The organism is Nocardiopsis sp. NPDC007018 (assembly GCF_040635075.1).
Lineage (GTDB): Bacteria > Actinomycetota > Actinomycetes > Streptosporangiales > Streptosporangiaceae > Nocardiopsis.
In genome coordinates this window covers 92592-113903 of the sequence record NZ_JBEYHA010000014.1, presented here as the reverse complement: position 1 = coordinate 113903, position 21312 = coordinate 92592, and the positions used below count along the sequence as shown (strand labels likewise).

The window sequence follows — 21312 nt, the reverse complement described above, 5'->3', positions numbered from 1 at the left end:
GTTCTCTCAGGGGCTCCGCGGGTTCACCCGTGGCAGCCACGGGTGGTGGACCCCGTGGACCCGGGCCAGCGCGGCCGTCAGCCACCGGCGCTGGCGGGCGTCCAGCACGGGCAGCGCGGCCGCGAGGTCGCGCTCGTCCTTGGGGCGACGCGCCGAGGCCTTGTAGAGGAGCTGTACCTCAGGGGCCAGGTAGGGCGGCCCCTCCGGTGCGCGCCGGACCAACCGGGTGAGGGGAAGGGTGATCCGGGTGTCCCGGCGGAAGACCCAGCGCTCGCCCTCGGAGTCGTCCAGCATGACCTGGAGCCGCCAGGGAGCGGTGGGGCCGGGGCGGCACCAGAGGTCGTGGACGCCCGCGGGCAGGGTCTCCTCCGGAGGCCAGGGGCGTAGCGTGCCGGGCGGGTCGGCCGCCCACCACTCCCAGTCGGGCCAGGCCGCCCGGATCGTGTGCTGGTCGCGGCGGAGCAGCCCCACGTCGGTGTCGGCGTGCTCGCGGAAGGGGTGTCCCACGGCGAACGCGACGGCGTGCCCGCCCGCGATCCACCAGGGGGCGGCCACGCCGCCAAGCGCGAGGGCGACCTCTTCGGGTGCCAGGGGGTCCCAGGGGGCGAGGGGGTCGGCGTGAGCGCTCACGCCGACCCCTCCGCGACGGCGTCGATGCGGCGCTGCACCCCGTCCAGGAGGGCCTCCAGGCCGAACTGGAAGGACTCCCACGCCTCCTGCTCCAGGTAGGGCTCGCCCGGGTCGGCGTTCTCGAAGGCCCCGGCCTTGGTCATGAGGGTGAGGACGGGGAAGCGTTCGGCGAAGTCCTCGGAGACCTCCTCGAGCTGAGCGCTGCGGGCGAACCACCACTGGTCCTCGGGCTGCCCGGTGACCGCCTCGGCCTGGCGGGCCTCGGCCGCGGTGCGGACCATGCCGCGGGCCAGGTTGAGGACGCTCCCGTAGGCGTCGCCGATGGCCCGGGCGGGGAGCCCCGCGGCGTGCAGGACCGCGGCGAGGGCCTCGAAGAGCCGGTACTCGTTGGGGCCCAGGACAGGGCGGGCCTGGGAGATCTCCAGGGTCCAGGGATGGCGTAGGTAGAAGGCCCACAGTCGACCGCTCCAGGCCAGGACCTCCGCGCGCCACCCCGTTGTGTCGGTGGCGCCCCCTACCCTCGGCTCGGAGGGTTCGCGGTTCTCCTCCCACTCGCGGACCAGCTCGGCGAAGGCGTGGTCGTACATGAGGTCGACGAGCTCGTTCTTGCTGGCCACGTAGGTGTACAGCGACATGGCGGTACGCCCGAGCCGTTCTCCCACGGCCCGCATGGACAGGGCCTGGAGGCCCTCGGCGTCGGCGACCTCGATGGCGGTCTCCACCACCAGATCCACGCTGAGTTGGGCCCGTGGCCCGGGTCCGGAGCGTTCGACCGGCTCGTGGTCGCGCCACAGCAGCCGCATGGAGCGACGGGGGTCTCCCTGCCCGGCGTAGACAACCACTTGCATCTCCTTATGGAATAAACTAACGTTCGCGGGCCGTTAGTTTACCGCATAAGGTTTCCCGAGGACCCTGAGGAGCAGCTTGTCTTCCGAACCCACCACCCTGGCGGACTCCCACGACACCATCCAGGTCCGAGGGGCCAGGGAGAACAACCTCGACAACGTCTCCGTGGACCTGCCCAAGCGAAGGCTGAGCGTGTTCACCGGGCTCTCCGGATCGGGGAAGTCCTCACTGGTGTTCGGCACCATCGCCGCCGAGTCACAGCGGCTGATCAACGAGACCTACACCGCCTTCCTCCAGTCCTTCATGCCCAGCGTGGGCCGCCCCGACGTGGACGCGCTGCGCAACCTCAGCGCCGCGATCATCGTCGACCAGGAGCGCATGGGCGCCAACTCGCGCTCCACCGTGGGCACCGCCACCGACGCCCACGCCATGCTGCGCATCGTCTTCAGCAGGGTGGGCACACCCCGTCTGGAGCCCGCCAGCGCCTTCAGCTTCAACAACTCCGAGGGCATGTGCCCCGAGTGCGAGGGGTTGGGCCGCACCAACCAGATCGACCTGGAAGAGCTCTACGACCGGGACCTGTCCCTGAACGAGGGCGCCATCACCGTCCCGGGGTTCGCCGTGGACAACTGGTACTGGCAGATCTTCGCCACCTCGGGCCTACTCGACCCCGACAAGAAGCTCCGCGACTACGACGAGCGGGAGTGGGACACCTTCCTGCGCCACCCCGTGACCAAGGTGAGGGTGGGCACCAGCAACCTGACCTACGAGGGTCTGGTCCCCAAGATCAAGCGCACCTACCTCACCAAGGAGCGCGAGAAGATGCAGAGCGGCATCCGCGCGTTCGTGGACCGGGCCGTGGTCTTCTCGACCTGTCCCGAGTGCGCGGGCACCCGGCTCAACGCCGCGGCGAGGGAGGTCAAGGTCAACGGACGCACGATCACCGAATGCGCGTCCATGCAGATCAGCGACCTGGCGGAGTTCGTCCACGCGATCGACGAGCCCTCGGTGAAGCCGCTCGCGGACACCCTCGGGCACACCCTGGACTCGCTGGTGGAGGTCGGACTCGGATACCTCAGCCTGGACCGCGAGTCGGGGACGCTCTCCGGCGGCGAGGCCCAACGGGTCAAGATGGTCCGCCACCTGGGCTCCAGCCTCAGCGACGTCACCTACGTGTTCGACGAGCCCACCGTGGGGCTGCACCCGCACGACATCGAGAGGATGAACCACCTGCTGCTGGGCCTGCGCGACAAGGGCAACACCGTGCTGGTGGTCGAGCACAAGCCCGAGACCATCGCCATCGCCGACCACGTCGTGGACCTGGGGCCGGGCGCCGGACCCACCGGCGGCACCGTCACCTACAGCGGCGACGTGGCCGGGCTGCGGGCCTCGGGTACCCTCACCGGGCGCCACCTGGACCACCGGGTCGCCCTCCGCGAACGGGCGCGGACCCCGAAGGGGAGCCTCCCCATCCGAGGCGCCAGTACCCACAACCTCCGGGACGTGTCCGTGGACGTTCCACTGGGCGTCCTCACGGTCGTCACCGGGGTGGCGGGCTCGGGCAAGAGCTCGCTCATCCACGGGGCCCTGCCCGGCCGGGAGGGCGTGGTGGTCGTCGACCAGTCCGCGATCCGCGGGTCGCGCCGCTCCAACCCGGCCACCTACACCGGGCTGCTGGACCCGATCCGGACCGCCTTCGCCCGCGCCAACAAGGTGAAGCCCTCCCTGTTCAGCGCGAACTCCGAGGGCGCGTGCCCCGAGTGCAAGGGCGCCGGGGTGATCTACACCGACCTGGCGATGATGGCGGGGGTGGCCACCACCTGCGAGAAGTGCGAGGGGCGCCGCTTCAAGGCCGAGGTGCTCGAACACAGGCTGCGGGGGAGGGACATCAGCCAGGTTCTGGCGATGTCCGTGGTGGAGGCCCGCGACTTCTTCGCTTCGGGCAACGCCCGCGTGATCCTGGACCGGATGCACGACGTCGGACTCGGGTACCTGGGGCTGGGGCAGCCTCTGACCACTCTGTCCGGAGGCGAGCGCCAGCGGCTCAAGCTGGCCATCTCCATGGCCAAGAAGGGCGCCGTGTACGTGCTGGACGAACCCACCACCGGCCTGCACCTGGCCGACGTCGACCGGCTCCTGGCACTGATGGACCGCCTGGTGGACGACGGCAACACCGTTGTGGTGATCGAACACCACCAGGCGGTGATGGCCCACGCCGACCACCTCATCGACCTCGGTCCGGGGGCCGGGCACGACGGCGGCCAGGTGGTGTTCGAGGGCACACCGGCCGAGCTCGTGGAGCGGGGGGAGACCCTCACCGCCCGGCACCTGCGCGCCTACCTGGGCCGTTAACGTCCCTGAACGAGCAGGTGGGGCCCGCCGTCGGAGAACTTCCGAAGGCGGGCCCCGTGTGTGCTCGGGTGCCGCAGGGTGGGGGCAGGAGGTGACGGGCACGGCCTCGCGGGCGCGGGCGATGACGGCGTAGGGGGTGCTATAGCGCACGCTGGGTCGCACATGACCATCACGATGATCCCGGCGAAGCCCGCCCAGCCGTTGGGCCCGTAGGAGATGAAGAGCGTGACGGCCAGGGTGCAGCCGAACAGGCTCTGGATGTCGTTAGTCCAGACGGTCAGCTTCTCGGTCCTGAAGGACCGAGCTTGCAGCTCGAGCCCACACCTGGATGGTGAATGCTAGTCCGCGTCGTCGGCAGCGTGACTCACTGCCCAGACCGCAACACCACGTTGGGCGATGTTACGGCCTGCGTTGACGTCGGCGTGCTCAGCGAAGCCGCACGACGTGCACTGGAAGGTGGCCTGGTCGGCCCGGTTCTTCTTGTCGATGTGGTCGCACTCACTGCACCCCTGCGAGGTGTAGGCCGGATCGACGTAGACCACCGGCACCCCGGCCCGTTTCGCCTTGTAGGCGATGTAGGAGCCGAGCTGGGCGAAGGACCAGGAGTGCAGCGTGACCCGCTGGGGCTTGCGTAGCCGGACCCTGTCACGAATTCCGCCCAGATCTTCCAGGGCGATACCGCGACAGGTGCGTTGAGCCTCGGTCACGATCCGCTTGGCGATGCGGTGATTGGTATCGGCGGCGAACCGCCTCTCACGGCCCGACAGGCGACGCGGCACACGCTTGGCGGACTTGGTGCCCTTGGACTGCAGGCGCTTGCGCAGATGACGGTGGCGGTGGCGGACGTGGTTGAGCTGCTTGCCGGAGTAGACGGTGCCGTCCGAGGTAGTGGCGATACTGGCGATCCCGAGGTCGACACCGACGAACCCCTCGGGGGTGTACTCCTCGGCTACGGGCACCTCACAGGTGGCGTACAAGTACCAGTTGTCACCGCGTCGGACCAGGTACGTGCGCCACCGAGGCCACGAGATCGGCAACGTGGTGAGCGGGGTGCTCACCGTGGACGTCGGGTTCGACACCTACGAGCTGCGGCCGGGCGACTCGATCACCTACCCCTCCACCACCCCGCACCGCATCTCCAACCAGGGCGAGCACGACGCCGTCGCCGTCTGGCTCAACCTGGACTGAGCCCCGGCCCGCCGAGGTTCGAGCGCGTCCGCCGGGACGGGCGGGGGCCTCCGACCGGGACGCACCCCTCGCGATGGGCCGCGGACCGCATGTGACCCGCCGACCGCTCCGGCCTCAGGCGAGCTCGTCGAAGCGCTCCCGGGCGCGCTCCACCTGAGGCATGGTCTCGGTGGACCAGACCAGGAGCGCGTCGACGAGGTCCTGGAGGGTTCGGCCCAGGGTCGAGATGCGGTACTCCACGGCCAGGGGGCGAGTGCTCACCACGACCCGGTCGACCATCCCGTTGCGCTCCAGGCGCCGCAGGGTCGCGGTGAGGGACTTCTGGGTGACGACGGGGATCGCGCGGCGCAGGCCGTTGAAGCGCAGGGGCTGTTCGCAGAGGTGGTCGAGCACCTGGAGCGACCACTTGTCGAGGATCTGGTCGAGGAGTTCACGGTGCTCCGCGGTGATCTGCGGGGCGGGCTGGACGGTCGGGGTTTCGCGCATGATACCTGGTCTCGTTGAGGTTCCCTTAGGCCACCTAGTACACATGAGATACCTGACCTACGCCAACCGGAAGGACCCTTCCATGACCGTGCAGCTGCTTTCCCCCGAGGGCCTGTTCCAGCCCGTCCCCTACCACCACGTCGCGATCGGCACCGGCAGTCGCCAGGTGCACGTGGCCGGACAGATCGCCCGCGACGGCGACTCCAACCGGCTGGCCACCGGCGACCTCACCGGCCAGGTCGAGATCGTCCTGCGCCACACGGCGAGCGGCCTGGCCGCGGCGGGCGCGACCTTCGACGACGTCGTGCGCCTGCGGTTCTTCGCCGTCGGCTGGAAGCCCGAGAAGGCCGACGCCTTCATGAAGGGGATCGAGAACGTCACGGAGGAACTGCGCCTGCCCACGCCGCTGCCGCCCGTGTCGCTGATCGGTGTGGACTACCTGTGGGAGCCCGACGTCCTCGTCGAGCTGGAGGCCTTCGCCGTCCTGGACTGACTGTGAGGATGTGTAGTGGCTTCTCCGACGGGTCTGACTCACGGACTGACCGACGTTTTCTGTCCTGTTGGGGATTTGTCGGCCCGTTCGGAGGGGCCGCTACACGCGACCGGACGGGCGATCGTGACCTCATAGGAGCTTGGTCTAGGAGCCCCACCACAGTCTTGTCCGCCCGCCCGGCCGGCGCGTGCCACCCCAACGGGATCAGCGACAAGGCGGCAGGTACCAGCATGACCGATCAACCCCTCGATGTCACAGCGGGCGTGGACACCCACGGCCACACCCACCACGCCGCGATCATCGACCCGCTCGGCCGGCACCTGGCCGACGCCGAGTTCGACGCCACCGGCCCCGGATACCACCAGCTCCTGACCTGGCTGGAATCGTTCGGAACCGTGGCGGCGGTCGGAGTGGAGGGCACCGGCGCCTACGGAGCCGAACTGGCCCGCCACCTGGCCCGAGCGGGCCTGACGGTGGTGGAGGTGGACCGGCCCGACCGCAAGATGCGCAGGATGAAGGGCAAATCCGACCCCATCGACGCCTACGCCGCGGCCACCGCGGTCGCCTCGGGCCGGGCCACCGGTACCCCCAAGACCCGCGACGGGATCGTGGAGGCCATCCGCGCCCTGCGGGTGGTGCGCCGCTCAGCGGTCAAGGCCCGCACCCAGGCCATCAACCAGACCCGCCAACTGGTGGTCACCGCCCCCGAACAGGTGCGTGCGGCGTTGCGTGACCTTCCCGTCAAGGAGCTGACGGCCCGGTGCGCCCGGCTGCGCCCGGGCACTGACCTGACCGATCCGGTCCCAGCGGTCAAGTTCGCGCTGCGTCGGCTGGGCAAGCGTGTGGGTGCCCTTGATGAGGAGCTCCAGGAGCTGGATGTTCGACTCAAAGCCTTGACCCGTCAAGCTGCCCCGGAGTTGTTGGAGGTCAAGGGTGTGGGTCCTGATGTGGCCGGCCAGCTGTTGGCCACGTGTGGGGATAACCCCGACCGTTTGGGTTCGGAGGCGGCCTTCGCGCACTTGTGCGGGGTGGCGCCGATCCCGGCTTCCTCGGGGCGGCGGGACCGGCATCGGCTCAATCGGGGCGGGGATCGGGCCGCCAATCACGCGTTGCACACCATCGTGCTCTCTCGGATGCGATGGGACGAGCGCACTCGCGCCTACGTTGAGCGGCGCACCGGCCAGGGGTTGGCCACCAAGGACATCATGCGGTGTTTGAAACGCTATGTGGCTCGGGAGGTCTTCCAAGTGCTGAACTCGAAGAACACGACGAAATCCCGGGGCAGAGATGACTTCGCTGAAGCTGCTTGACATCCATAGGAGCATCCACGACCACCGGTGGCCCCGCTCAGGAAGCGGGGCCACCGGGATGGTTCAGTCCTCCTCGAGCGCGTCCTCGTCGGGCCGGACCCGGCCCGCGAGCCGGTAGTCCACACGGACGTCCTCGTAGACGGTCCCGGTCTCGACGGGCCTGGGGACGCCGGACCGGTCGCTGCCCGCCGTGCCCTCCGACCGGGGGCTACCCCTGTACCTCGACTCGACCTGCGGCACCTCGCGGAACGTCAGTTCGCGCGCGGTGACGGACGCGCCGATCTCCACGTCGTACCCGGGTTCCTTCCGGTTGTTCACGGTGATCACCCCCGGTTCACCGGTCGGCCCCGCCACCGGGGCGCCGCACCGTGTCACCGGCCCGCTTCGCGACGTCGCGCAACACGTTCGCGGTGGCCCTCGCGGCCTCTCCCGCGCTCTTCGCGGCCTGCTCCGCCCGCTTCGCCGCGGCCTCCACGGACCCCACCGCGTCGGCGGGAAGCGAGCCGACATCCTCTGGCGGGTCGTCGACGCCCTCGTCCCCTCCGGCCTCGTCGGGCGCCTCGTCCTCGATGTCCGGGTCGGGGTCGGGGTGCTCCGTCTCTTCGGCGCCGGACCCGTCGTCGTGTGCCGCGTCCCCGGTGGCCGGGAGCACGTCGCTGACCGTGTGCGCGGCACCTGAGCCGACTCCCTGCGCGGTGTCTCCGACGTCCTCGACGGCGCCACCAGCGCCCTGTCCGACATCCTCGACGGTGCTCCCGGCACCTTGACCAACGTCCTCGACCGCGCTTCCGGCTCCCGAGCCGACGTCCTCGACCGCGCGACCCGTACCCTGTCCGACGTCCCTGACAGCGCCTCCGGCCCCCTCGCCCAGTGCTCCGACGGCACGGCCCGCGCCACCGCCCACCTCTTCGAGACCGGATTCCACACCGCGAGCCACGTGTTCCAGGACCTGCGGGTTGGTGTCGATGGTGTGCAGGACCCGGGCGATGATCTCCCTGACGTTGTCGAGTCTGACCTTGAGCAGGGCCTCGGCCTCGACTCCCTTGATGTTCAGGTGGACGCGACCGAGTCCGACGTCGGCCCCCACCTTCAGCTTGAGCAGGTCCAGTACCTCGGCCTGGAGCGAGACGGAGGCGACCAGGTTGTCGACCTCGAGGTCGATCTCGTCGACCCGCAGGTTCGGGACTTCGAGCAGGACGTCCGGATCGCCGCTTCTCGCCGACTCGCCGTCGGATTCCCGGCGCGGCGCCGGAACGGCCTCGGTTCCCACACCCTCCGGTGCCGGGTCCTCCGCGACCCTCTCGACGTCCTCGCTTGTGCTTCCTCCGGTCCTTGGAGTCTCTTCCACCTTTCCCACAACCTTCCGCGTGGCTGGGAACACCCAGCTGTCTCAGCGCCCTTCCGGGGGGTGTCTTCGAACGGTCGGCCCGGTCGCGGACTCCGGTGCGCGGTGTCTTCCGTTGGTCGCCGTCGCGGGGGTGCGTGAGGGCGTGTCCGCCCCACGTACCCACCGCGAGCGCCAGGTAACCGTTACTCCAGTTCAGAGCTGTTCCAGGTGGCCTGATGCCCGGGCAGGACACGCCCCGCGCCAGGTCGGTCCCGGGCGCCCGCGCGATACTGGGCCGTATGTCGACTTCCTCCAGCTCCGAGCCCCCGCCCTTCTCCCGCGTCAAGATCCGGGTGGGAGCGCTGGTGTTCTGCCGGAACGAGGTGGCGCTCATCCGGCGCGACCGGCCCGGGTCGGTGCACTACACACCTCCCGGCGGCAACGTCGAGCCCGGTGAGGACCTGGTGGCCGCGCTCCGGCGCGAACTGGCGGAGGAGCTGGACCTGCACCCGCACCAGGCCACGGCACCGGAGCTGCTGTGGGTGGCCGACCAGCGGGTCAGCCGCCCCGGCCCCACCCCGCCGCCGCGCAAGCTCCACCTGCTCTACCGACTGCACGTCTCGCCCGAGGTGCGCGAAGTGCTGGCCGTGGAGGAGTACGACGAGCGGGCCGACGGCGGGTACGAGGTCGGCGTCGTGGAGTGGATCGACCACCGCAGGACCGCCGAGCTGCCGTTGTTCCCCCTGGTGGGGGCGGCGCTGGCGGCCCTGCCCGACCCGCACGCCCCGGTGACGGACGCCGCCCTGCCAGCGGCCACGGACGACACCTACGCGTGGGTCTAGGTCGGCCTCAAGCGGGCTGGTCCTCCGCGACCTTCTTGAGGTCGGACAGCCAGGTACGCCAGTCGGCCTTCCACTCCGCGGCGCGCTCGGCGCTGGCGACGCGGGTGTGCTCGACCCCCACCGACGACTTCGCCTCGCCCTTGGCCTGGAAGGTGACCGCGACGCGCGTGTCCTCGGGCAGATCGGCGGTGAAGCGTTTGCCCGGCTTGGCGGTGCGCTCGGCGGCCTCGACCGGCAGCCAGCGAGCGCGCAGGTCCGGGTCGGCGAAGGCCGCGAACAACCGCTCCACCGGGACGTCCACGGTCTTGCTGGCGCTGACCGCGAAACCGTCCTTCTTCTGTCCGGGTACGCGCAGGCCGCGCTCCTGCTCGTAGGCGACCGTGACGGTCTGCGCCCACCAGCCCGGCACGCCCTGCTCGTCGACCAACCACGCGGCGATCTCGGTGTGGGTGCGCGAGGTGGCGCCCCAGGCGTCCAACAGGGCGAACCAGCCCTCGTAGTCGCGGCCGGTGGCGTCGGCGACCTTGTGCCCGCGGACGCGGTCGCGGATGGTCGCGGCGCCCGTCCCCGGGGCGGCGGCGCTGTCGGGCGCGGGCTCGCTCTCGGGGAGCAGCTGTGCCCGGGCGGCGGTGTAGCTCTCGCCGGTCTTTTCCATGCGGTCGCGCACGGTCTGCTTGAAGGACTTCTGGCGGGTCATGACGGCTCCTCGGCGGCACACGGCGGAGCCCACGCCCCCGTCGCCCGCCGGAAGGGCTCACACGTCACACCGGCGTCCCGAGGGCTCCAGGGCCCCCTTTGCCTCCACGAGGCCGACGGCGTGGGCGCCGGGGCCGGAGGTTGGGCGCGGGACCGCGCCGTGTCCCACGTTACCCCGCCCCCCCGCCGCGCCGCCACCCCTTCCCAGGTCAGGGCCGTGCGCGATGGGCGCGCAGCACGGTGTCGTGGGTGTGGTGCGAGCCCGGGGGAGCGGGGGCCACCCGGGCCCGGGTCTCGTTGACGGTGACGGTCCAGTCGTCGTCCAGGAGCCCGGCCACCTCGGCGGGCTGGTAGTAGTCGGCGGGAACGTGCCCGTCCTCCAGCCGCTCGGGCAACGGGGTGATGTCGTGCCCGACGAACAGGAGGGTGCCTCCGGGGGCGACGGAGGCCAGCAGGGCGCGCAGGGCGGTGTGCTCGGGTTCGCGGGGGAGCGGGAAGTAGTGCACGGTGACCAGGTCGAAGCGGCCCGGCGGGGGCGGGGCAGTGGTCAGGTCCCCGTGTTGCCACGAGAGCCGCTCGCGGACGTCGGCGCCCTGGGCGGCGGCGCGCTCGAGGGCCACCCGCGAGATGTCGACCCCGGTGACCCTCCAGCCCCGTCGGGCCAGCCAGAGGGCGTCGCCGCCCTCGCCGCACCCCACGTCGAGGGCCCGCCCGGGTGTGAGGTCGTCCAGCTCGGCGACGAGGACGCCGTTGGGCTCGCCGCTGAACAGCCGTTCCCGGCTGCCGTACCTGTCGTCCCAGAATCGCGCGTCCATACCGGTCTCCTCACGGGGTCGGGGAGGCCGGGTGGCCCCCTCCGCCACCACGGTGCCCCCGACGGGGTGATTCGGCAAGGAAATGTGCGATAACGGCAAAAACCTCGTTCAGGACGGGTGGTCGTAGACCAGGGTGTGCCGCCAGAACAGGCGCCGACGCACCCGGGCGCCCGGCAGTTCCCGCGCGACGGCGGCACGGATCTGGTCGAGGGTCCACTCCGGTTCGCGTGTGGGGGCGCGCATGTGCGCGGGGGGTTCACTGGCCGGAACCGGGTGTCGCAGCAGGCCCACCAGCGGGTTGAGCACGGCGGAGAACACCCCGAGGAGGTGGTCGGCGGGGGTGGCGTCGCGGTGGCACCCCACGACCACCAGGCGGCCGCCGGGAACCAGGACGGAGCGCAGCTCCCGCAGGGTCGGCTCCAACGGCAGGTGGTGCAGGACGGCCACCATGGTGACGGCGTCCCAGCGCCGCCCCGGTGCGCGCCCGTCGAGGCCCGTGCGGACGACGGTGATCCCGGGAACGTCGGCGAAGCGGGAGACGGCCAGGTTCGCGGTCTCCGGATCGGGTTCCAGTCCCGTGACCGCGTCGACCCTCCGGCGCAGGCGGGCCAGCAGGTTTCCGGTGCCGCACCCGACGTCGAGGACCTCGCGCGCCCCGCTGGCGGCCACCCGGCGCACCACCCAGGGTGCGAGCCGGTCGTTGTGGCTCCACGGGTGCCGTCGGTTGAGGCGGTTCAGCCAGGCGGCCACGGGTGTCGGTGAGGGCATACCGGACACGGTAGCGGCGCCGCGCCGCCTCAGCCGAGCAGAACCCCGACCAGGGTCACCCCCGCCCAGGCCGCCCCCACGCCCAGGGACAGGTGCGCCAGCACGTTCAGCAGGGCGCGGCCCCGGGCGCCGGTCCGTGACAGCTGGACCGTCTCGTAGGCGAACGTCGAGTAGGTGGTCAGCGCCCCGCACAGCCCCGCGCCGAGCAGGTCCGTGGTCGCGGGGGAGAGCGGAAGCGCCAGAACCGCGCCCAGGACCAGGCTGCCGACCACGTTCACCAGCAGGGTTCCCCAGGGGAAACCCTCGCCCAGGCGGCGTTTGAGCTCCAGGTCCACCAGGAACCGGATCGGAGCCCCCACGGCCGCGCCCAGGACCACCATCAGCGCGCTCACGGGTTGCGCCCCCCGCCGTGGGTCAGGAAGCGGTGGGCCAACGCCGAGGCGGCCCAGGCCGCGGTGAGCGCCCCCGCCACTGTGAGGAGGAGATAGGCCAGCGCCACGCGCGGCTCCCCGCGCTCCAGGGCTGTCACCACGTCGGCGGCGTAGGCGGAGAAGGTGGTGTATCCGCCTAGGAACCCCACCCCCCAGAAGGGGCGGACCAGGCGGTTGCCGGGCCAGCGGTGCACGATCAGCTCCATGAGGAGGCCGATCAGCAGGCAGCCGGTGACGTTGACCGCAAGGATCGTCCAGGAGACCCCGGAGCTCGCGGGCGGCCAGAGCGCGTCCAGGGTGTGGCGGGTCAGCGCGCCCAGCGCACCGCCGGCGGACACGGCGGCGACCAGGGGCGCCACGGACCCCCGTGCGGATGAGGACATGGGGTCATTGTGCACCCACCGCGCCCGACCTGCCCGCTCGTCCCCGGGGGAGCCTCCTCGCGTCAGGGGCGTGACCGCTGGAGTGTCAGGGTCCGGTTCAGGGGGTGTTCAGGGCGATCCCTCATGGATTCCTGTCCGGCTGTATAGAATTCTGGCCATGCAGTCAGAAAAAAAGCCGGGCAGTCAGAAACGGTCCTTCATCGAGGAGGCCCGACGGGCGCAGATCATCGAGGCGGCGGTGGAGACCATCGCCGAGATGGGCTACCCCAACGCGTCCCTGGCGCGGATCGCGCGAACGGCGGGGATCAGCAAGGGCGTGATCTCGTACCACTTCGACGGAAAGGACGAACTGGTGGACCAGGTGGTGACGAGCGTCTACACGGAGATCGCGGAGTCGATCGTCCCCCGCGTCACGGCCCAACCCGACGCCGAGACGATGCTGCGCGCCCATGTGCGCGGCGTCGCCGAGTACGCGATGGAGCACCGCGACCGCATGGCCGCGCTGGCCCAGATCTTCATCCACGCCCGTGACGCCGACGGCGGACCCCGCTACGGCGGCCGCCAGGCCGAACCGCTCTACCAGGGCCTGGAGGGCTTCTACCGGCACGGCCAGGAGAGCGGCGAGTTCCGCGACTTCGACGTGCGGGTGATGGCGGTCAGCCAGCAGGCGTCCATCGACGCGATGTTCGAGTACTGGCGGGTCCACCCCGACCACGACCTGCTCGCCCACGCCGACGAACTGGGCGAGCTCCTCGTCCGTGCCGCCCGGGCCGACTGACCGCACCGAGCCCGTCCACCCCCCGAACACGAGGGCACCATGACACAGCACCACCCGCCCGTGATCCCAGCGACCACGCCCCCGGCCACACGGGCGCGCCTGTTCTTCGTCGACAACCTGCGGGTCTTCCTGACCGTGCTGGTGATCCTGCACCACGTCGCGGTCACCTACGGCAACATCCCGCTGTGGTTCTACACCGAGCCCGCCCAGGACCCCACCGGCGGCCTGCTGGACGTCTTCGTGATCCTCAACCAGACGTTCTTCATGGGGCTGTTCTTCCTTCTGGCGGGGTACTTCGTGCCCGGGGCCGTGGACCGCAGGGGCGGTCGCCCGTTCCTGCGCGAGCGCATGGTCCGCCTGGGCGTTCCGCTGCTGCTCTTCGTGGTCCTGCTGCGGCCGCTGGCGATGGCGCCCGCGCACGCCCAGCTGCTCGCGGCCGACCCGAGCCTGTCGTACTGGATGCTCTACGTGTTCGGGATCGACCCGGGACCCCTGTGGTTCGTGGAGGTCCTGCTGGTCATGAGCCTGGTCTACGTGGCCGTTCGCAGCCTGCGCGAACGCCGCCCCGCCGTCGTACTCGGCGCCCTGGAGCGAGCGGCCGCGCGTCCCGCCGACTCCGCGCCGCTGCGCTGGTTGGGGCCGGTCGTGCTGTTCGCCGTGGGCCTGGCGCTGCTCACCTTCGCCTGGCGGTTCGCCTTCCCCGCGCCGTACTGGCCGGTCGTGGGGCTGCCCAGCCCCGGGTACCTGCCGCAGTACGTCGCACTGTTCACGGTGGGTGTGTTGGCCTACCGCAACAACTGGCTCGTGCGGCTGCCGAACAGCGCCGGGTGGGGCGGGCTGGGGCTGGCCGCGACGGGACTGGTCGCCATGGCGGCGGTCCTGGTCATCGTCGGCGCTGACTCCCTGACCCCCGGAAGCTGGCAGGCGCTGGCGCAGATCCTGACCGAGAACCTTTTCGCCATGGGCGTGGTCGTCGCCCTCCTGGTGTCCTTCCGTCGGCTGTTCGACCGAAGCAACCGCTTCCTGGAGTTCCTGTCCGACAACGCCTTCGCCGTCTACGTGCTCCACGCCGTGGTGCTGGTCGCGCTCGGGGTGGCCCTGAGCGGTTGGGAGGCCTCCGCGCTGGCCAAGTTCGCGGGGATGGGCGTGCTGGCCGTGCCGCTGTGCTGGGTGGCGGCCGCCGCCGTGCGTGCGGTGCCGGGAGCCAGGCGCGTCCTCTGATCCTCGGGGAACCGCGAGGCGCCGCCGTGGCCGCGGGGATAGGGTCGAAGCAGAACTCCCAAGGGAAGGACCCGACCCCCGTGGCCACTCAGAAGGAACGCATGCTGGCCGGTGAGCCCTACCTCGCCGACGACCCCGAGATCGAGGCGGACGTGGCCCGGGCGCGTCGCCACTCCGAGGCCTTCAACTCCTGCGCGGCCGACGACGTCGAGGGACGGCACAAGGCCCTGACCGACCTGGTGGGGGAACTGGGGGAGGGGGCGGAGGTGCGTCCGCCGCTGCGCGTGGACCTGGGCTACCGCATCACCATCGGACCGCGCTCGTTCGTGAACTTCGATGCCGTCATGCTCGACGTCGCCCCCATCACGATCGGCGCCGACGTCCTGATCGGCCCCCGCGTCCAGCTGCTCACCCCCACGCACCCGATCGACCCGGAGCCGAGGCGGGCCAAGTGGGAGGCGGCCGAACCCATCACCATCGGCGACAACGTGTGGCTGGGCGGCGGGGTGATCGTCTGTCCGGGCGTGACCATCGGTGAGAACACCGTGGTGGGCGCCGGGGCCGTGGTCGCCAAGGACCTCCCCGCCAACGTGGTAGCCGTCGGCAACCCGGCGCGGGTCGTCAAGGAGATCTGAGCCCGGAACCGGCGCGGCCCCGGGTCCGACGGGCGAGGAACCCGATGCCGCTCCACGGACGGCGGAATCAACGGATGGGGGAGCCGCTGCCCGTGCGCTGACGCGGACGGACGCGGGGGACCGCCCCCCGGTGTGGCGCCACCGGGGGACGGGGTCGGGGCGGGCGGCCGGGGACCTACCCGGCCGCCGCCGGTTCGGTGTCACCGTGGGAGAACTGGGTCCGGTACAGCTCGGCGTAACGTCCGTCGCGGGCCAGCAGCTCCGCGTGGGTGCCGCGTTCCACGATCCGCCCCGCCTCGACCACCAGGATGGCGTCGGCGGCGCGGATGGTGGAGAGCCGGTGGGCGATGACCAGGGCGGTCCGTCCCTCCAGGGCCTCGGCCAGGGCGGCCTGGACGGCCGCCTCGGAGGTGGAGTCCAGCGCGGAGGTCGCCTCGTCGAGGATGACGACCTCGGGCCCGGTCAGGAGGAGGCGGGCGATGGTGAGCCGTTGGCGTTCCCCTCCGGAGAAGCGGTAGCCGCGTTCGCCGACCACCGTGTCCAGCCCGTCCGGCAGGCCGCCGACCAGGGCGTCGAGACGGGCCCGGCGCAGCGCGTCCCAGATCTGGGCGTCGGTGGCACCGGGGGAGCCCAGCGTGAGGTTGGCGCGGATGGACTCGTGGAACAGGTGCCCGTCCTGGGTGACCATCCCCAGGGTGGCGCGCATCGAGGCGAAGGTGAGTTCGCGAACGTCCGTGCCGCCGAGGCGGACCGCTCCCTCGTCCACGTCGTACAGGCGAGGGGTGAGCTGGGCGATGGTGGACTTGCCCGCTCCGGAGGAACCGACCAGCGCCACGGTCTGTCCGGGCTCCACCCGGAAGGACACCCCGTGCAGGACCGGGCCGTTGTCGGTGGTGTCGAGCGTGGCGACCTCCTCCAGGGAGGCCAGGGAGACCCGGTCGGCGGTGGGGTAGCCGAAGGTGACGTCGTCGAACTCCAGGGAGACCGGGCCGGTCGGGACCGGTCGGGCGTCCGGGCTCTCGTCGACGAGCGGCTTGAGGTCGAGGATCTCGAACACCCGGCTGAAACTGACCAGCGCGCTCATCACCTCCACCCGGGCGCTGGCCAGGGCGGTGAGCGGGGCGTACAGGCGAGTGAGGAGCATGCCCATCGCCACGACCGTCCCGGCGTCCAGCTGCCCCCGCAGCGCGTAGAGGCCGCCGAGGCCGTAGACGAGGGCGAGGGCGAGCGCGGAGACCAGGGTCAGGGCGGTGAAGAAGACCTCCTGGACCATGGCGGTGCGCACCCCGATGTCGCGGACGCGGCTCGCGCGCCGGGCGAACTCGGCCGACTCTTCGTCGGGGCGCCCGAAGAGCTTGACCAGGGTGGCGCCGGGCGCGGAGAAGCGCTCGGTCATCTGGGTGCTCATGGCGGAGTTGTGGACGGTGCGTTCGCGTTCGATCCGCGCCAGGCGGGCACCCATGCGGCGGGCGGGCAGGACGAAGACGGGCAGCAGCACCAGCGAGAGCAGGGTGATCTGCCAGGACAGGGTGACCATGACGGCGAGGGCCAGGACGAGGGTGACGACGTTGCTCATCACCCCGGACAGGACGTCGCTGAAGGCGCGTTGGGCACCGATGACGTCGTTGTTGAGCCTGCTGACCAGGGCGCCGGTGCGGGTACGGGTGAAGAAGGCGACCGGCATGCGCTGGACGTGGTCGTAGACGGTCGTGCGCAGGTCGAGGATGAGCCCCTCGCCGATCCGGGAGGAGAGCCAGCGAACGACCAGCGAGAGAACCGCCTCGGAGACCGCGACCAGGGCGATGAGCCCGGCCAGGAGGAGGACCGGTCGGAGCGCGGCCCCGGCGACGATCTCGTTGACGACCTCTCCGGCCAGGAGCGGTGCGGCCACGGCGAGCGCGGCCATGAGCACGCTCAGACCGAGGAACCAGGCCAGTGGACGCCCGTGTGGTCGGGCGAAGGAGGCGATCCGGCGCAGGACCGCTCGGGAGAAGGGGCGCTGATCCTCGTGGGCGTGCATGGCGTGGTAGATCGAGTTCCACGCGGCCATTTCCATACTCATGGGGTCCACCGGTCCGTCTTGTTGGTTACCCCAGAACCGTAGAACCTGAACAATAGTTCAGGTCAAGCCGCAGCGCCGTCTTCCCCATCCTGGTGACCCCCTTGTGCGCCGCACCACCGCTCGAACAGGTTCTGGCGCGATATGACTCCACCCGCGGGCGGGAGATGGTGCTGCCCCCGTCCTGGCCGTCCCTGCGGGCAGAATCTGCGGGGACAGCACTTCTGCCGCAACATGGACGAACGCCCCAACAGCGGCACTGCTTCGTTGTTGGGGCGTCCCCGGATCTGGCGCGGCGAGACCGAGAGTTCATCGCATGTGGGTTCTCGGCATTCTGACTGCGTATCGGTAGACGCGACGATTGTGCCGACTGCTCCGTGAAGGCGCCCAACGGGCGAGCGAAGAGCCCCCGGTGTCGGTCACCGCCGGGGGCTGCACTCCAGCGGGGTGGAGCGCTGGGAAGGCCCGCCCGGGGAGGGAAGGGGCGGGCCCCGTGTGGTCAAAGCAGGCGCGTGCCCCGTTCGGCCAGGACCCGTCGCACGTCAGTGGCCACGGCGTCCATGTCCAGGGCCCGGCCGGTGTGCTCGGCCAGGGCGGCGTGGAGGTTGATCAGGTGGCGCTCGGGGGCGACCGCCCACTGCGCCAGGACGCCTTCGGTCAGGGCCTGGTGCAGGGCGAGGCGTTCGGTGGCGCCGCTGCGGTGGGCTCGGATGGCCTGCTGGCGCAGGACCCGCAGGTAGGTCAGCCGGCTGGTGATGGCGCGTTCGATGTCGGCGCCGGAGAGCAGGGTGCCGTGGCTGCCCACGACCTGGTGGGGGGCGCAGTCGCTGATCCACCGCAGGGCCTGCTCGGCCTGCGAGGGGGTGAGCCCCCAGAGTTCGGGGGCGACGGGGGCCAGCAGGTCCCCGGCCAAAAGAATGCGGTCGGTACGGTCCCACAGCAGCAGCTGGTCGGCACTGGGGGCGTGCGCGCTGACCCCCGGCAAGCTCGGGATGTTCAACCGGTGGCTCAGTACACGCGGCGAGCCGGGCGCGAAGCTGGCGGCTGGCCGGATCTGGTCGGCGTGCAGGCGTTCGGCGTGCTCGGGGGTGCGCTCCCCGGAGCCGTGGTCCCAGCGCAGCCACACCATCCGGCGTAGTCGCAGGGCCGGGGCGGCGGTGGCAACATCGGTCAGGAGGCGTTCGGTGGCCTCGGTGCTCATGCCGTGGTCCACGACCGTCAGCTCGGCGCCGCGGCCGACCAGGAGGCTGGCGCCCGGGCTCGCGGTCCACCGTGTGGTCCACACCCGGCTGCTGAGGCGGCTCAGGGTGGGCGCCCCGGGGCTGTGCGTGTGGTGGTGGGTGCGGGTCAGCGTCGCGTCCATCCTGGCTACCTCCTGGTCCGTGCGGCGGGGCCGCCCAGGTGGTACAGGGTTCGGTGGGGCGACCTGGGATCAGGTCACCACGGCGGGGTCCGGTGTGGGATGCGATATCCGCAACCGGAACCCCTTGACAGGACAGTGTCGGGTTGTTCTATGCAGGTCACTCGTTGTTGAGCTCGTTCAGGGCGTCGAGGTTGTTGTGGCAGAGCACGGCCAGCTCGTAGAGGGCCTCCAGAGCCGGGGGCGGGGGAGAGTCGGAGCGGATGGCCACCCCCAACTTGACCGCGCGTCCCGCCAGCGGCACGAACCGGGTGTGTGAGGTCTCGAAGGCGGGGGCGGCGAACATGGTGTGCAGCGCGACGTTGCCGGTGACCTCCACGGCCGCGCTCACCTCCTCCGGGGATTCCAGGGTGGTGGCTCGGGAGGCCTCCGCGAGGGGCAGGTCGTCCATCCACCGGGCATAGCGGGCCCCTCCGGGGTCGGCGTAGAGCCATTCGGCGTCGGCGACGTCGTGGGGGCTGAGCCATTCGGCGTCGGCCAGGTCCGAGCTGCGCGGCACGACCACGGCCCGGGGTGCGGTGGTGGTTGTGTGGGCGCGGTAGCCCAGTTCGTGGGCCTCATCGCCCAGGAGCTGCCCGAAAACGATGTCGGCGGCCGCGAGCGGGTCGGCGAGAGTGTGGGAGTGCACGGGCACGTGGGCCAGACGCACGTCAGGCCAGCGGGCCCGCCACTCCTCCAGGATGGCTGGGCCGGTGTCGGCCAGCGCGGCTCCCAGGACCGCCACGCGGATCAGCTCGGTGCCGGCTTCCTGTTCGCCATGGGTGGCGACCCGGTCGAACCGGCGGCGGGCGCTCTCGCCCCATGACAGATAGCGGCGGCCGAGTTCGGTGAGCTGGACGGGGCGGCCCTGGCCGCCGCGGTTGACGATGGTTCCCTGCACGAGCGCCTCCAGAGAGCTGATCTTGCGGCAGGCGGCCGTAGGGCTGAGGTAGACCGCGGCCGCCGCCTCGGCGATGGTGTCGTGCACGGTCAGGGCGCGCACGAGGTCGATGGTGGTGGAGTCGATGGACAAGGGGGTCCTCCCAGGGTCGCAGTGTCCCGGGGACGGTACGTGGTCGCGCCACCTCGTGGAGTCAATGTCGGGCAAAGTGTTCCTCTGGATCTCCTACCCGCCTGTGAGCAGCGGAAGTCCTGTCGCTTGGGATCGCCCCGAGACGGAGGAGAGAGGTTCCCCCGATGCCGCCCGGGACTCGAAGGTAAAGTGCTACCGCCCTTGCTCCATGCCCCTGCCGACCGGACCACGACCCAGCCCGTGGACGGCCGTGGTCCCACTCCCCAGTGAATAGGTGGCTCTGTGCTCCGACTTTCCAGATCCCCACGACTGATGTCTGGTGTGGCGCTGTCCGCGCTCCTCGTCGTCACGGCCTGCGGTGACGACGGAAGCAGCGCAGAGGAGGCAGAGCAGGAGGTCAGTGAAGGCAGCGCCGAAGTAGCTCCCCTCAGCGGTGATGGGTTCCTCGCGTTGGCCTGCGGAGAGGACTCCATCACCGTGTCACGGTTCTCCAGGGAGGACGGCACCGTCCAGGCCGAACACGTGTTCTCTGTGGCCGATGCCGTGGCCACCGATGAACCTGTGCTTGCCCATAGCCGTCCAGTGGAGTCCCTCCAGAGTGTGGAACTCCCGAGCTGCTCGACCGAGGCGTTCGAGGACACGATCACTGGCACTCTCCCGATCACCTTCAATCAGGCCCACGAATTGGCGGCGCTGGTCCTGCCTCACGAGTCGCTCCTGTTGGTGACGATCGTGGAGGAGATCGACGGCACAGAGACCACCACTGTCGGCGCGATGTCCGCTGACGGCGGGGTCGAGGCCCTCCTGCCCGCTGATGACGCGTCCGGTTTCAGTGGTGCCACCGAGAAGAAGTCGCCCCGTTACTCGCACTCTGATGGTGGGCTCTACTACGTAGAGATCGACCACGGGACGGAAACCCACACTGTGAAGGCGCTTGACCCCACCAGTGGGGAGGTCCGAGACGTGGGTGATTGCGGGATGCGATGCGAGCGCCTGATCATTGACCCCCAGTCCGGCGTCCTTTTCGGAACCGTCGTCGTCCAGGACACGGAGAACCCCAGCGGACCTGCCAAGATCTCCAGCTTCTATAACCGGCACTTCGCGTTCACCGAATCAGGTGTCGCCGGGGTGTTCCAGGTGCGAGACGGGGAGATCAGTCTCTCGGAAGACCTTGAGGGAGATCCCGCAGTCGTGCCCGCCGGTAGGAGTAACAACGGCCGCCCTTTCGAGGGCGCCTGGGAGCACCTCAAATTCTCGCGCACAGCTTCCTCGGGCCAGGGGCTCCCCCGAGCACTGTTCGCCGTCGGCGAGTACGAGCTGATGCTCGACGACAACGAGTTCACGGTCTGGTCTCTCGACCCCGCCGAGGAGGTGGAGGAGGCATTCTTCGGGGACCCCGCACCTGTGGTGCTGCGACAGATCCTGCCCGGCAGCGACCGCACCAACGAGCATCCCGTTCTTTCGCCGGAGGGAGACCAGCTCCTCTTCCGCTCTACCGATAGCGCAGGCAAGGTGTCCTGGTTCAGCGTGCCTGCGGCGGGTGGAGAAGAACCCGTCGAGATCGGCACTGCCGAGGGTGAACACGCCTCTATGATCCCGATTCACTGGTTGTGATCCGCC

Annotated in this window: 21 protein-coding genes and 3 pseudogenes; 9 read left to right on the top strand and 15 right to left on the bottom strand. The window is 70.7% G+C overall.

Features of this window, described 5'->3' with window-relative positions; translation table 11 throughout:
• Window positions 1-6: 6 nt before the first annotated feature.
• A complete protein-coding gene (locus ABZ635_RS10665) occupies window positions 7-630 on the bottom strand; it encodes an amino acid transporter (protein ID WP_357762140.1) in 624 nt (207 codons plus the stop codon).
• A complete protein-coding gene (locus tag ABZ635_RS10660) occupies window positions 627-1472 on the bottom strand; it encodes a TetR/AcrR family transcriptional regulator C-terminal domain-containing protein (RefSeq protein ID WP_357762137.1) in 846 nt (281 codons plus the stop codon). Before ABZ635_RS10660 ends, ABZ635_RS10665 begins: the two co-directional genes overlap by 4 nt.
• A gap of 82 nt (window positions 1473-1554) precedes the next feature.
• Here ABZ635_RS10660 and ABZ635_RS10655 point away from each other — a divergent pair, with 82 nt between their 5' ends.
• On the top strand, window positions 1555-3828 hold the full coding sequence (locus ABZ635_RS10655; protein WP_357762134.1) for an excinuclease ABC subunit UvrA: 2274 nt from the start codon (window positions 1555-1557) through the stop codon (window positions 3826-3828).
• A gap of 111 nt (window positions 3829-3939) precedes the next feature.
• Here the strand turns inward: ABZ635_RS10655 and ABZ635_RS10650 are convergent.
• Window positions 3940-4103 (bottom strand): annotated as a pseudogene (locus tag ABZ635_RS10650) (NCS1 family nucleobase:cation symporter-1); the annotation flags it as partial.
• A gap of 63 nt (window positions 4104-4166) precedes the next feature.
• Window positions 4167-4832 (bottom strand): annotated as a pseudogene (locus tag ABZ635_RS10645) (transposase); the annotation flags it as partial.
• 1 nt (window position 4833) lies between these two features.
• Here ABZ635_RS10645 and ABZ635_RS10640 point away from each other — a divergent pair.
• Window positions 4834-5016 (top strand): annotated as a pseudogene (locus ABZ635_RS10640) (cupin domain-containing protein); the annotation flags it as partial.
• Window positions 5017-5130: 114 nt separating this feature from the next.
• Here ABZ635_RS10640 and ABZ635_RS10635 read toward each other — a convergent pair.
• Entirely contained in the window at window positions 5131-5502 is a 372-nt protein-coding gene (locus ABZ635_RS10635; RefSeq protein ID WP_357762131.1) for a helix-turn-helix domain-containing protein, read from the bottom strand.
• Between the two features lie 82 nt (window positions 5503-5584).
• Between ABZ635_RS10635 and ABZ635_RS10630 the strand changes: the two genes are divergently transcribed.
• Both ABZ635_RS10630 and ABZ635_RS10625 read left to right on the top strand, forming a co-directional pair.
• Window positions 5585-5995: a Rid family hydrolase gene (locus tag ABZ635_RS10630; protein ID WP_357762128.1), complete on the top strand. Its 411-nt coding sequence runs from the start codon at window positions 5585-5587 to the stop codon at window positions 5993-5995.
• 230 nt (window positions 5996-6225) lie between these two features.
• Window positions 6226-7305 (top strand): IS110 family transposase, encoded by a 1080-nt coding sequence (locus ABZ635_RS10625; protein ID WP_357762125.1) that lies wholly within the window; start codon window positions 6226-6228, stop codon window positions 7303-7305.
• 63 nt (window positions 7306-7368) lie between these two features.
• Here the strand turns inward: ABZ635_RS10625 and ABZ635_RS10620 are convergent, their stop codons facing one another.
• Complete coding sequence (locus tag ABZ635_RS10620) at window positions 7369-7623, bottom strand: hypothetical protein (protein WP_357762122.1); 255 nt, start codon at window positions 7621-7623, stop codon at window positions 7369-7371.
• A gap of 16 nt (window positions 7624-7639) precedes the next feature.
• Entirely contained in the window at window positions 7640-8653 is a 1014-nt protein-coding gene (locus tag ABZ635_RS10615) for a hypothetical protein (RefSeq protein WP_357762119.1), read from the bottom strand.
• 278 nt (window positions 8654-8931) lie between these two features.
• Between ABZ635_RS10615 and ABZ635_RS10610 the strand changes: the two genes are divergently transcribed.
• Window positions 8932-9474 (top strand): NUDIX domain-containing protein, encoded by a 543-nt coding sequence (locus ABZ635_RS10610; protein WP_357762116.1) that lies wholly within the window; start codon window positions 8932-8934, stop codon window positions 9472-9474.
• A gap of 7 nt (window positions 9475-9481) precedes the next feature.
• On the opposite strand, the gene ABZ635_RS10605 is transcribed toward ABZ635_RS10610, so the two are convergent.
• From ABZ635_RS10605 to ABZ635_RS10585, 5 genes are all read right to left on the bottom strand, one after another.
• Window positions 9482-10171, bottom strand: coding sequence for an SRPBCC domain-containing protein (locus ABZ635_RS10605; RefSeq protein ID WP_357762113.1), 690 nt, complete (start codon window positions 10169-10171; stop codon window positions 9482-9484).
• Window positions 10172-10379: 208 nt separating this feature from the next.
• On the bottom strand, window positions 10380-10985 hold the full coding sequence (locus tag ABZ635_RS10600; protein WP_357762110.1) for a class I SAM-dependent methyltransferase: 606 nt from the start codon (window positions 10983-10985) through the stop codon (window positions 10380-10382).
• Window positions 10986-11093: 108 nt separating this feature from the next.
• Window positions 11094-11753 (bottom strand): class I SAM-dependent methyltransferase, encoded by a 660-nt coding sequence (locus ABZ635_RS10595; protein ID WP_357762107.1) that lies wholly within the window; start codon window positions 11751-11753, stop codon window positions 11094-11096.
• A gap of 29 nt (window positions 11754-11782) precedes the next feature.
• Complete coding sequence (gene crcB / locus ABZ635_RS10590) at window positions 11783-12145, bottom strand: fluoride efflux transporter CrcB (protein WP_357762104.1); 363 nt, start codon at window positions 12143-12145, stop codon at window positions 11783-11785.
• Window positions 12142-12567, bottom strand: coding sequence for a CrcB family protein (locus ABZ635_RS10585; protein ID WP_357762101.1), 426 nt, complete (start codon window positions 12565-12567; stop codon window positions 12142-12144). The genes crcB and ABZ635_RS10585 overlap by 4 nt, the downstream gene beginning before the upstream one ends.
• Before the next feature lie 157 nt (window positions 12568-12724).
• Between ABZ635_RS10585 and ABZ635_RS10580 the strand changes: the two genes are divergently transcribed.
• From ABZ635_RS10580 to ABZ635_RS10570, 3 genes are all read left to right on the top strand, one after another.
• Window positions 12725-13345, top strand: a complete 621-nt coding sequence (locus ABZ635_RS10580) for a TetR/AcrR family transcriptional regulator (RefSeq protein WP_357762098.1) — start codon at window positions 12725-12727, stop codon at window positions 13343-13345.
• Between the two features lie 60 nt (window positions 13346-13405).
• Window positions 13406-14566 carry an acyltransferase gene (locus ABZ635_RS10575; RefSeq protein WP_357762095.1) on the top strand — a complete coding sequence of 387 codons (1161 nt, stop codon included), beginning with the start codon at window positions 13406-13408 and terminating at the stop codon, window positions 14564-14566.
• Window positions 14567-14667: 101 nt separating this feature from the next.
• On the top strand, window positions 14668-15201 hold the full coding sequence (locus ABZ635_RS10570; protein WP_357762209.1) for a sugar O-acetyltransferase: 534 nt from the start codon (window positions 14668-14670) through the stop codon (window positions 15199-15201).
• Window positions 15202-15376: 175 nt separating this feature from the next.
• Here the strand turns inward: ABZ635_RS10570 and ABZ635_RS10565 are convergent, their stop codons facing one another.
• The 3 genes from ABZ635_RS10565 to ABZ635_RS10555 all read right to left on the bottom strand — a co-directional run bounded on the left by ABZ635_RS10565 (window position 15377) and on the right by ABZ635_RS10555 (window position 19692).
• Window positions 15377-17263: an ABC transporter ATP-binding protein gene (locus ABZ635_RS10565; RefSeq protein WP_357762092.1), complete on the bottom strand. Its 1887-nt coding sequence runs from the start codon at window positions 17261-17263 to the stop codon at window positions 15377-15379.
• Between the two features lie 496 nt (window positions 17264-17759).
• Complete coding sequence (locus ABZ635_RS10560) at window positions 17760-18623, bottom strand: hypothetical protein (protein ID WP_357762089.1); 864 nt, start codon at window positions 18621-18623, stop codon at window positions 17760-17762.
• 157 nt (window positions 18624-18780) lie between these two features.
• Complete coding sequence (locus ABZ635_RS10555; protein ID WP_357762086.1) at window positions 18781-19692, bottom strand: LysR family transcriptional regulator; 912 nt, start codon at window positions 19690-19692, stop codon at window positions 18781-18783.
• A 321-nt stretch (window positions 19693-20013) separates the two neighbouring features.
• On the opposite strand from ABZ635_RS10555, the gene ABZ635_RS10550 reads away from it, so the two are divergent.
• Window positions 20014-21306, top strand: coding sequence for a hypothetical protein (locus ABZ635_RS10550; protein ID WP_357762083.1), 1293 nt, complete (start codon window positions 20014-20016; stop codon window positions 21304-21306).
• The last annotated feature ends 6 nt before the right edge of the window (window positions 21307-21312 follow it).

Bases quoted from the DNA above. Each gene is read 5' to 3' on its own strand.
- ABZ635_RS10600 (WP_357762110.1), bottom strand. From the start codon at position 10,985: ATGGACGCGCGATTCTGGGACGACAGGTACGGCAGCCGGGAACGGCTG.
- ABZ635_RS10560 (WP_357762089.1), bottom strand. From the start codon at position 18,623: ATGGACGCGACGCTGACCCGCACCCACCACCACACGCACAGCCCCGGG.
- ABZ635_RS10625 (WP_357762125.1), top strand. From the start codon at position 6,226: ATGACCGATCAACCCCTCGATGTCACAGCGGGCGTGGACACCCACGGC.
- ABZ635_RS10605 (WP_357762113.1), bottom strand. From the start codon at position 10,171: ATGACCCGCCAGAAGTCCTTCAAGCAGACCGTGCGCGACCGCATGGAA.
- ABZ635_RS10565 (WP_357762092.1), bottom strand. From the start codon at position 17,263: ATGAGTATGGAAATGGCCGCGTGGAACTCGATCTACCACGCCATGCAC.
- ABZ635_RS10580 (WP_357762098.1), top strand. From the start codon at position 12,725: ATGCAGTCAGAAAAAAAGCCGGGCAGTCAGAAACGGTCCTTCATCGAG.
- ABZ635_RS10595 (WP_357762107.1), bottom strand. From the start codon at position 11,753: ATGCCCTCACCGACACCCGTGGCCGCCTGGCTGAACCGCCTCAACCGA.
- ABZ635_RS10635 (WP_357762131.1), bottom strand. From the start codon at position 5,502: ATGCGCGAAACCCCGACCGTCCAGCCCGCCCCGCAGATCACCGCGGAG.
- ABZ635_RS10585 (WP_357762101.1), bottom strand. From the start codon at position 12,567: ATGTCCTCATCCGCACGGGGGTCCGTGGCGCCCCTGGTCGCCGCCGTG.
- ABZ635_RS10610 (WP_357762116.1), top strand. From the start codon at position 8,932: ATGTCGACTTCCTCCAGCTCCGAGCCCCCGCCCTTCTCCCGCGTCAAG.
- ABZ635_RS10570 (WP_357762209.1), top strand. From the start codon at position 14,668: ATGCTGGCCGGTGAGCCCTACCTCGCCGACGACCCCGAGATCGAGGCG.
- ABZ635_RS10630 (WP_357762128.1), top strand. From the start codon at position 5,585: ATGACCGTGCAGCTGCTTTCCCCCGAGGGCCTGTTCCAGCCCGTCCCC.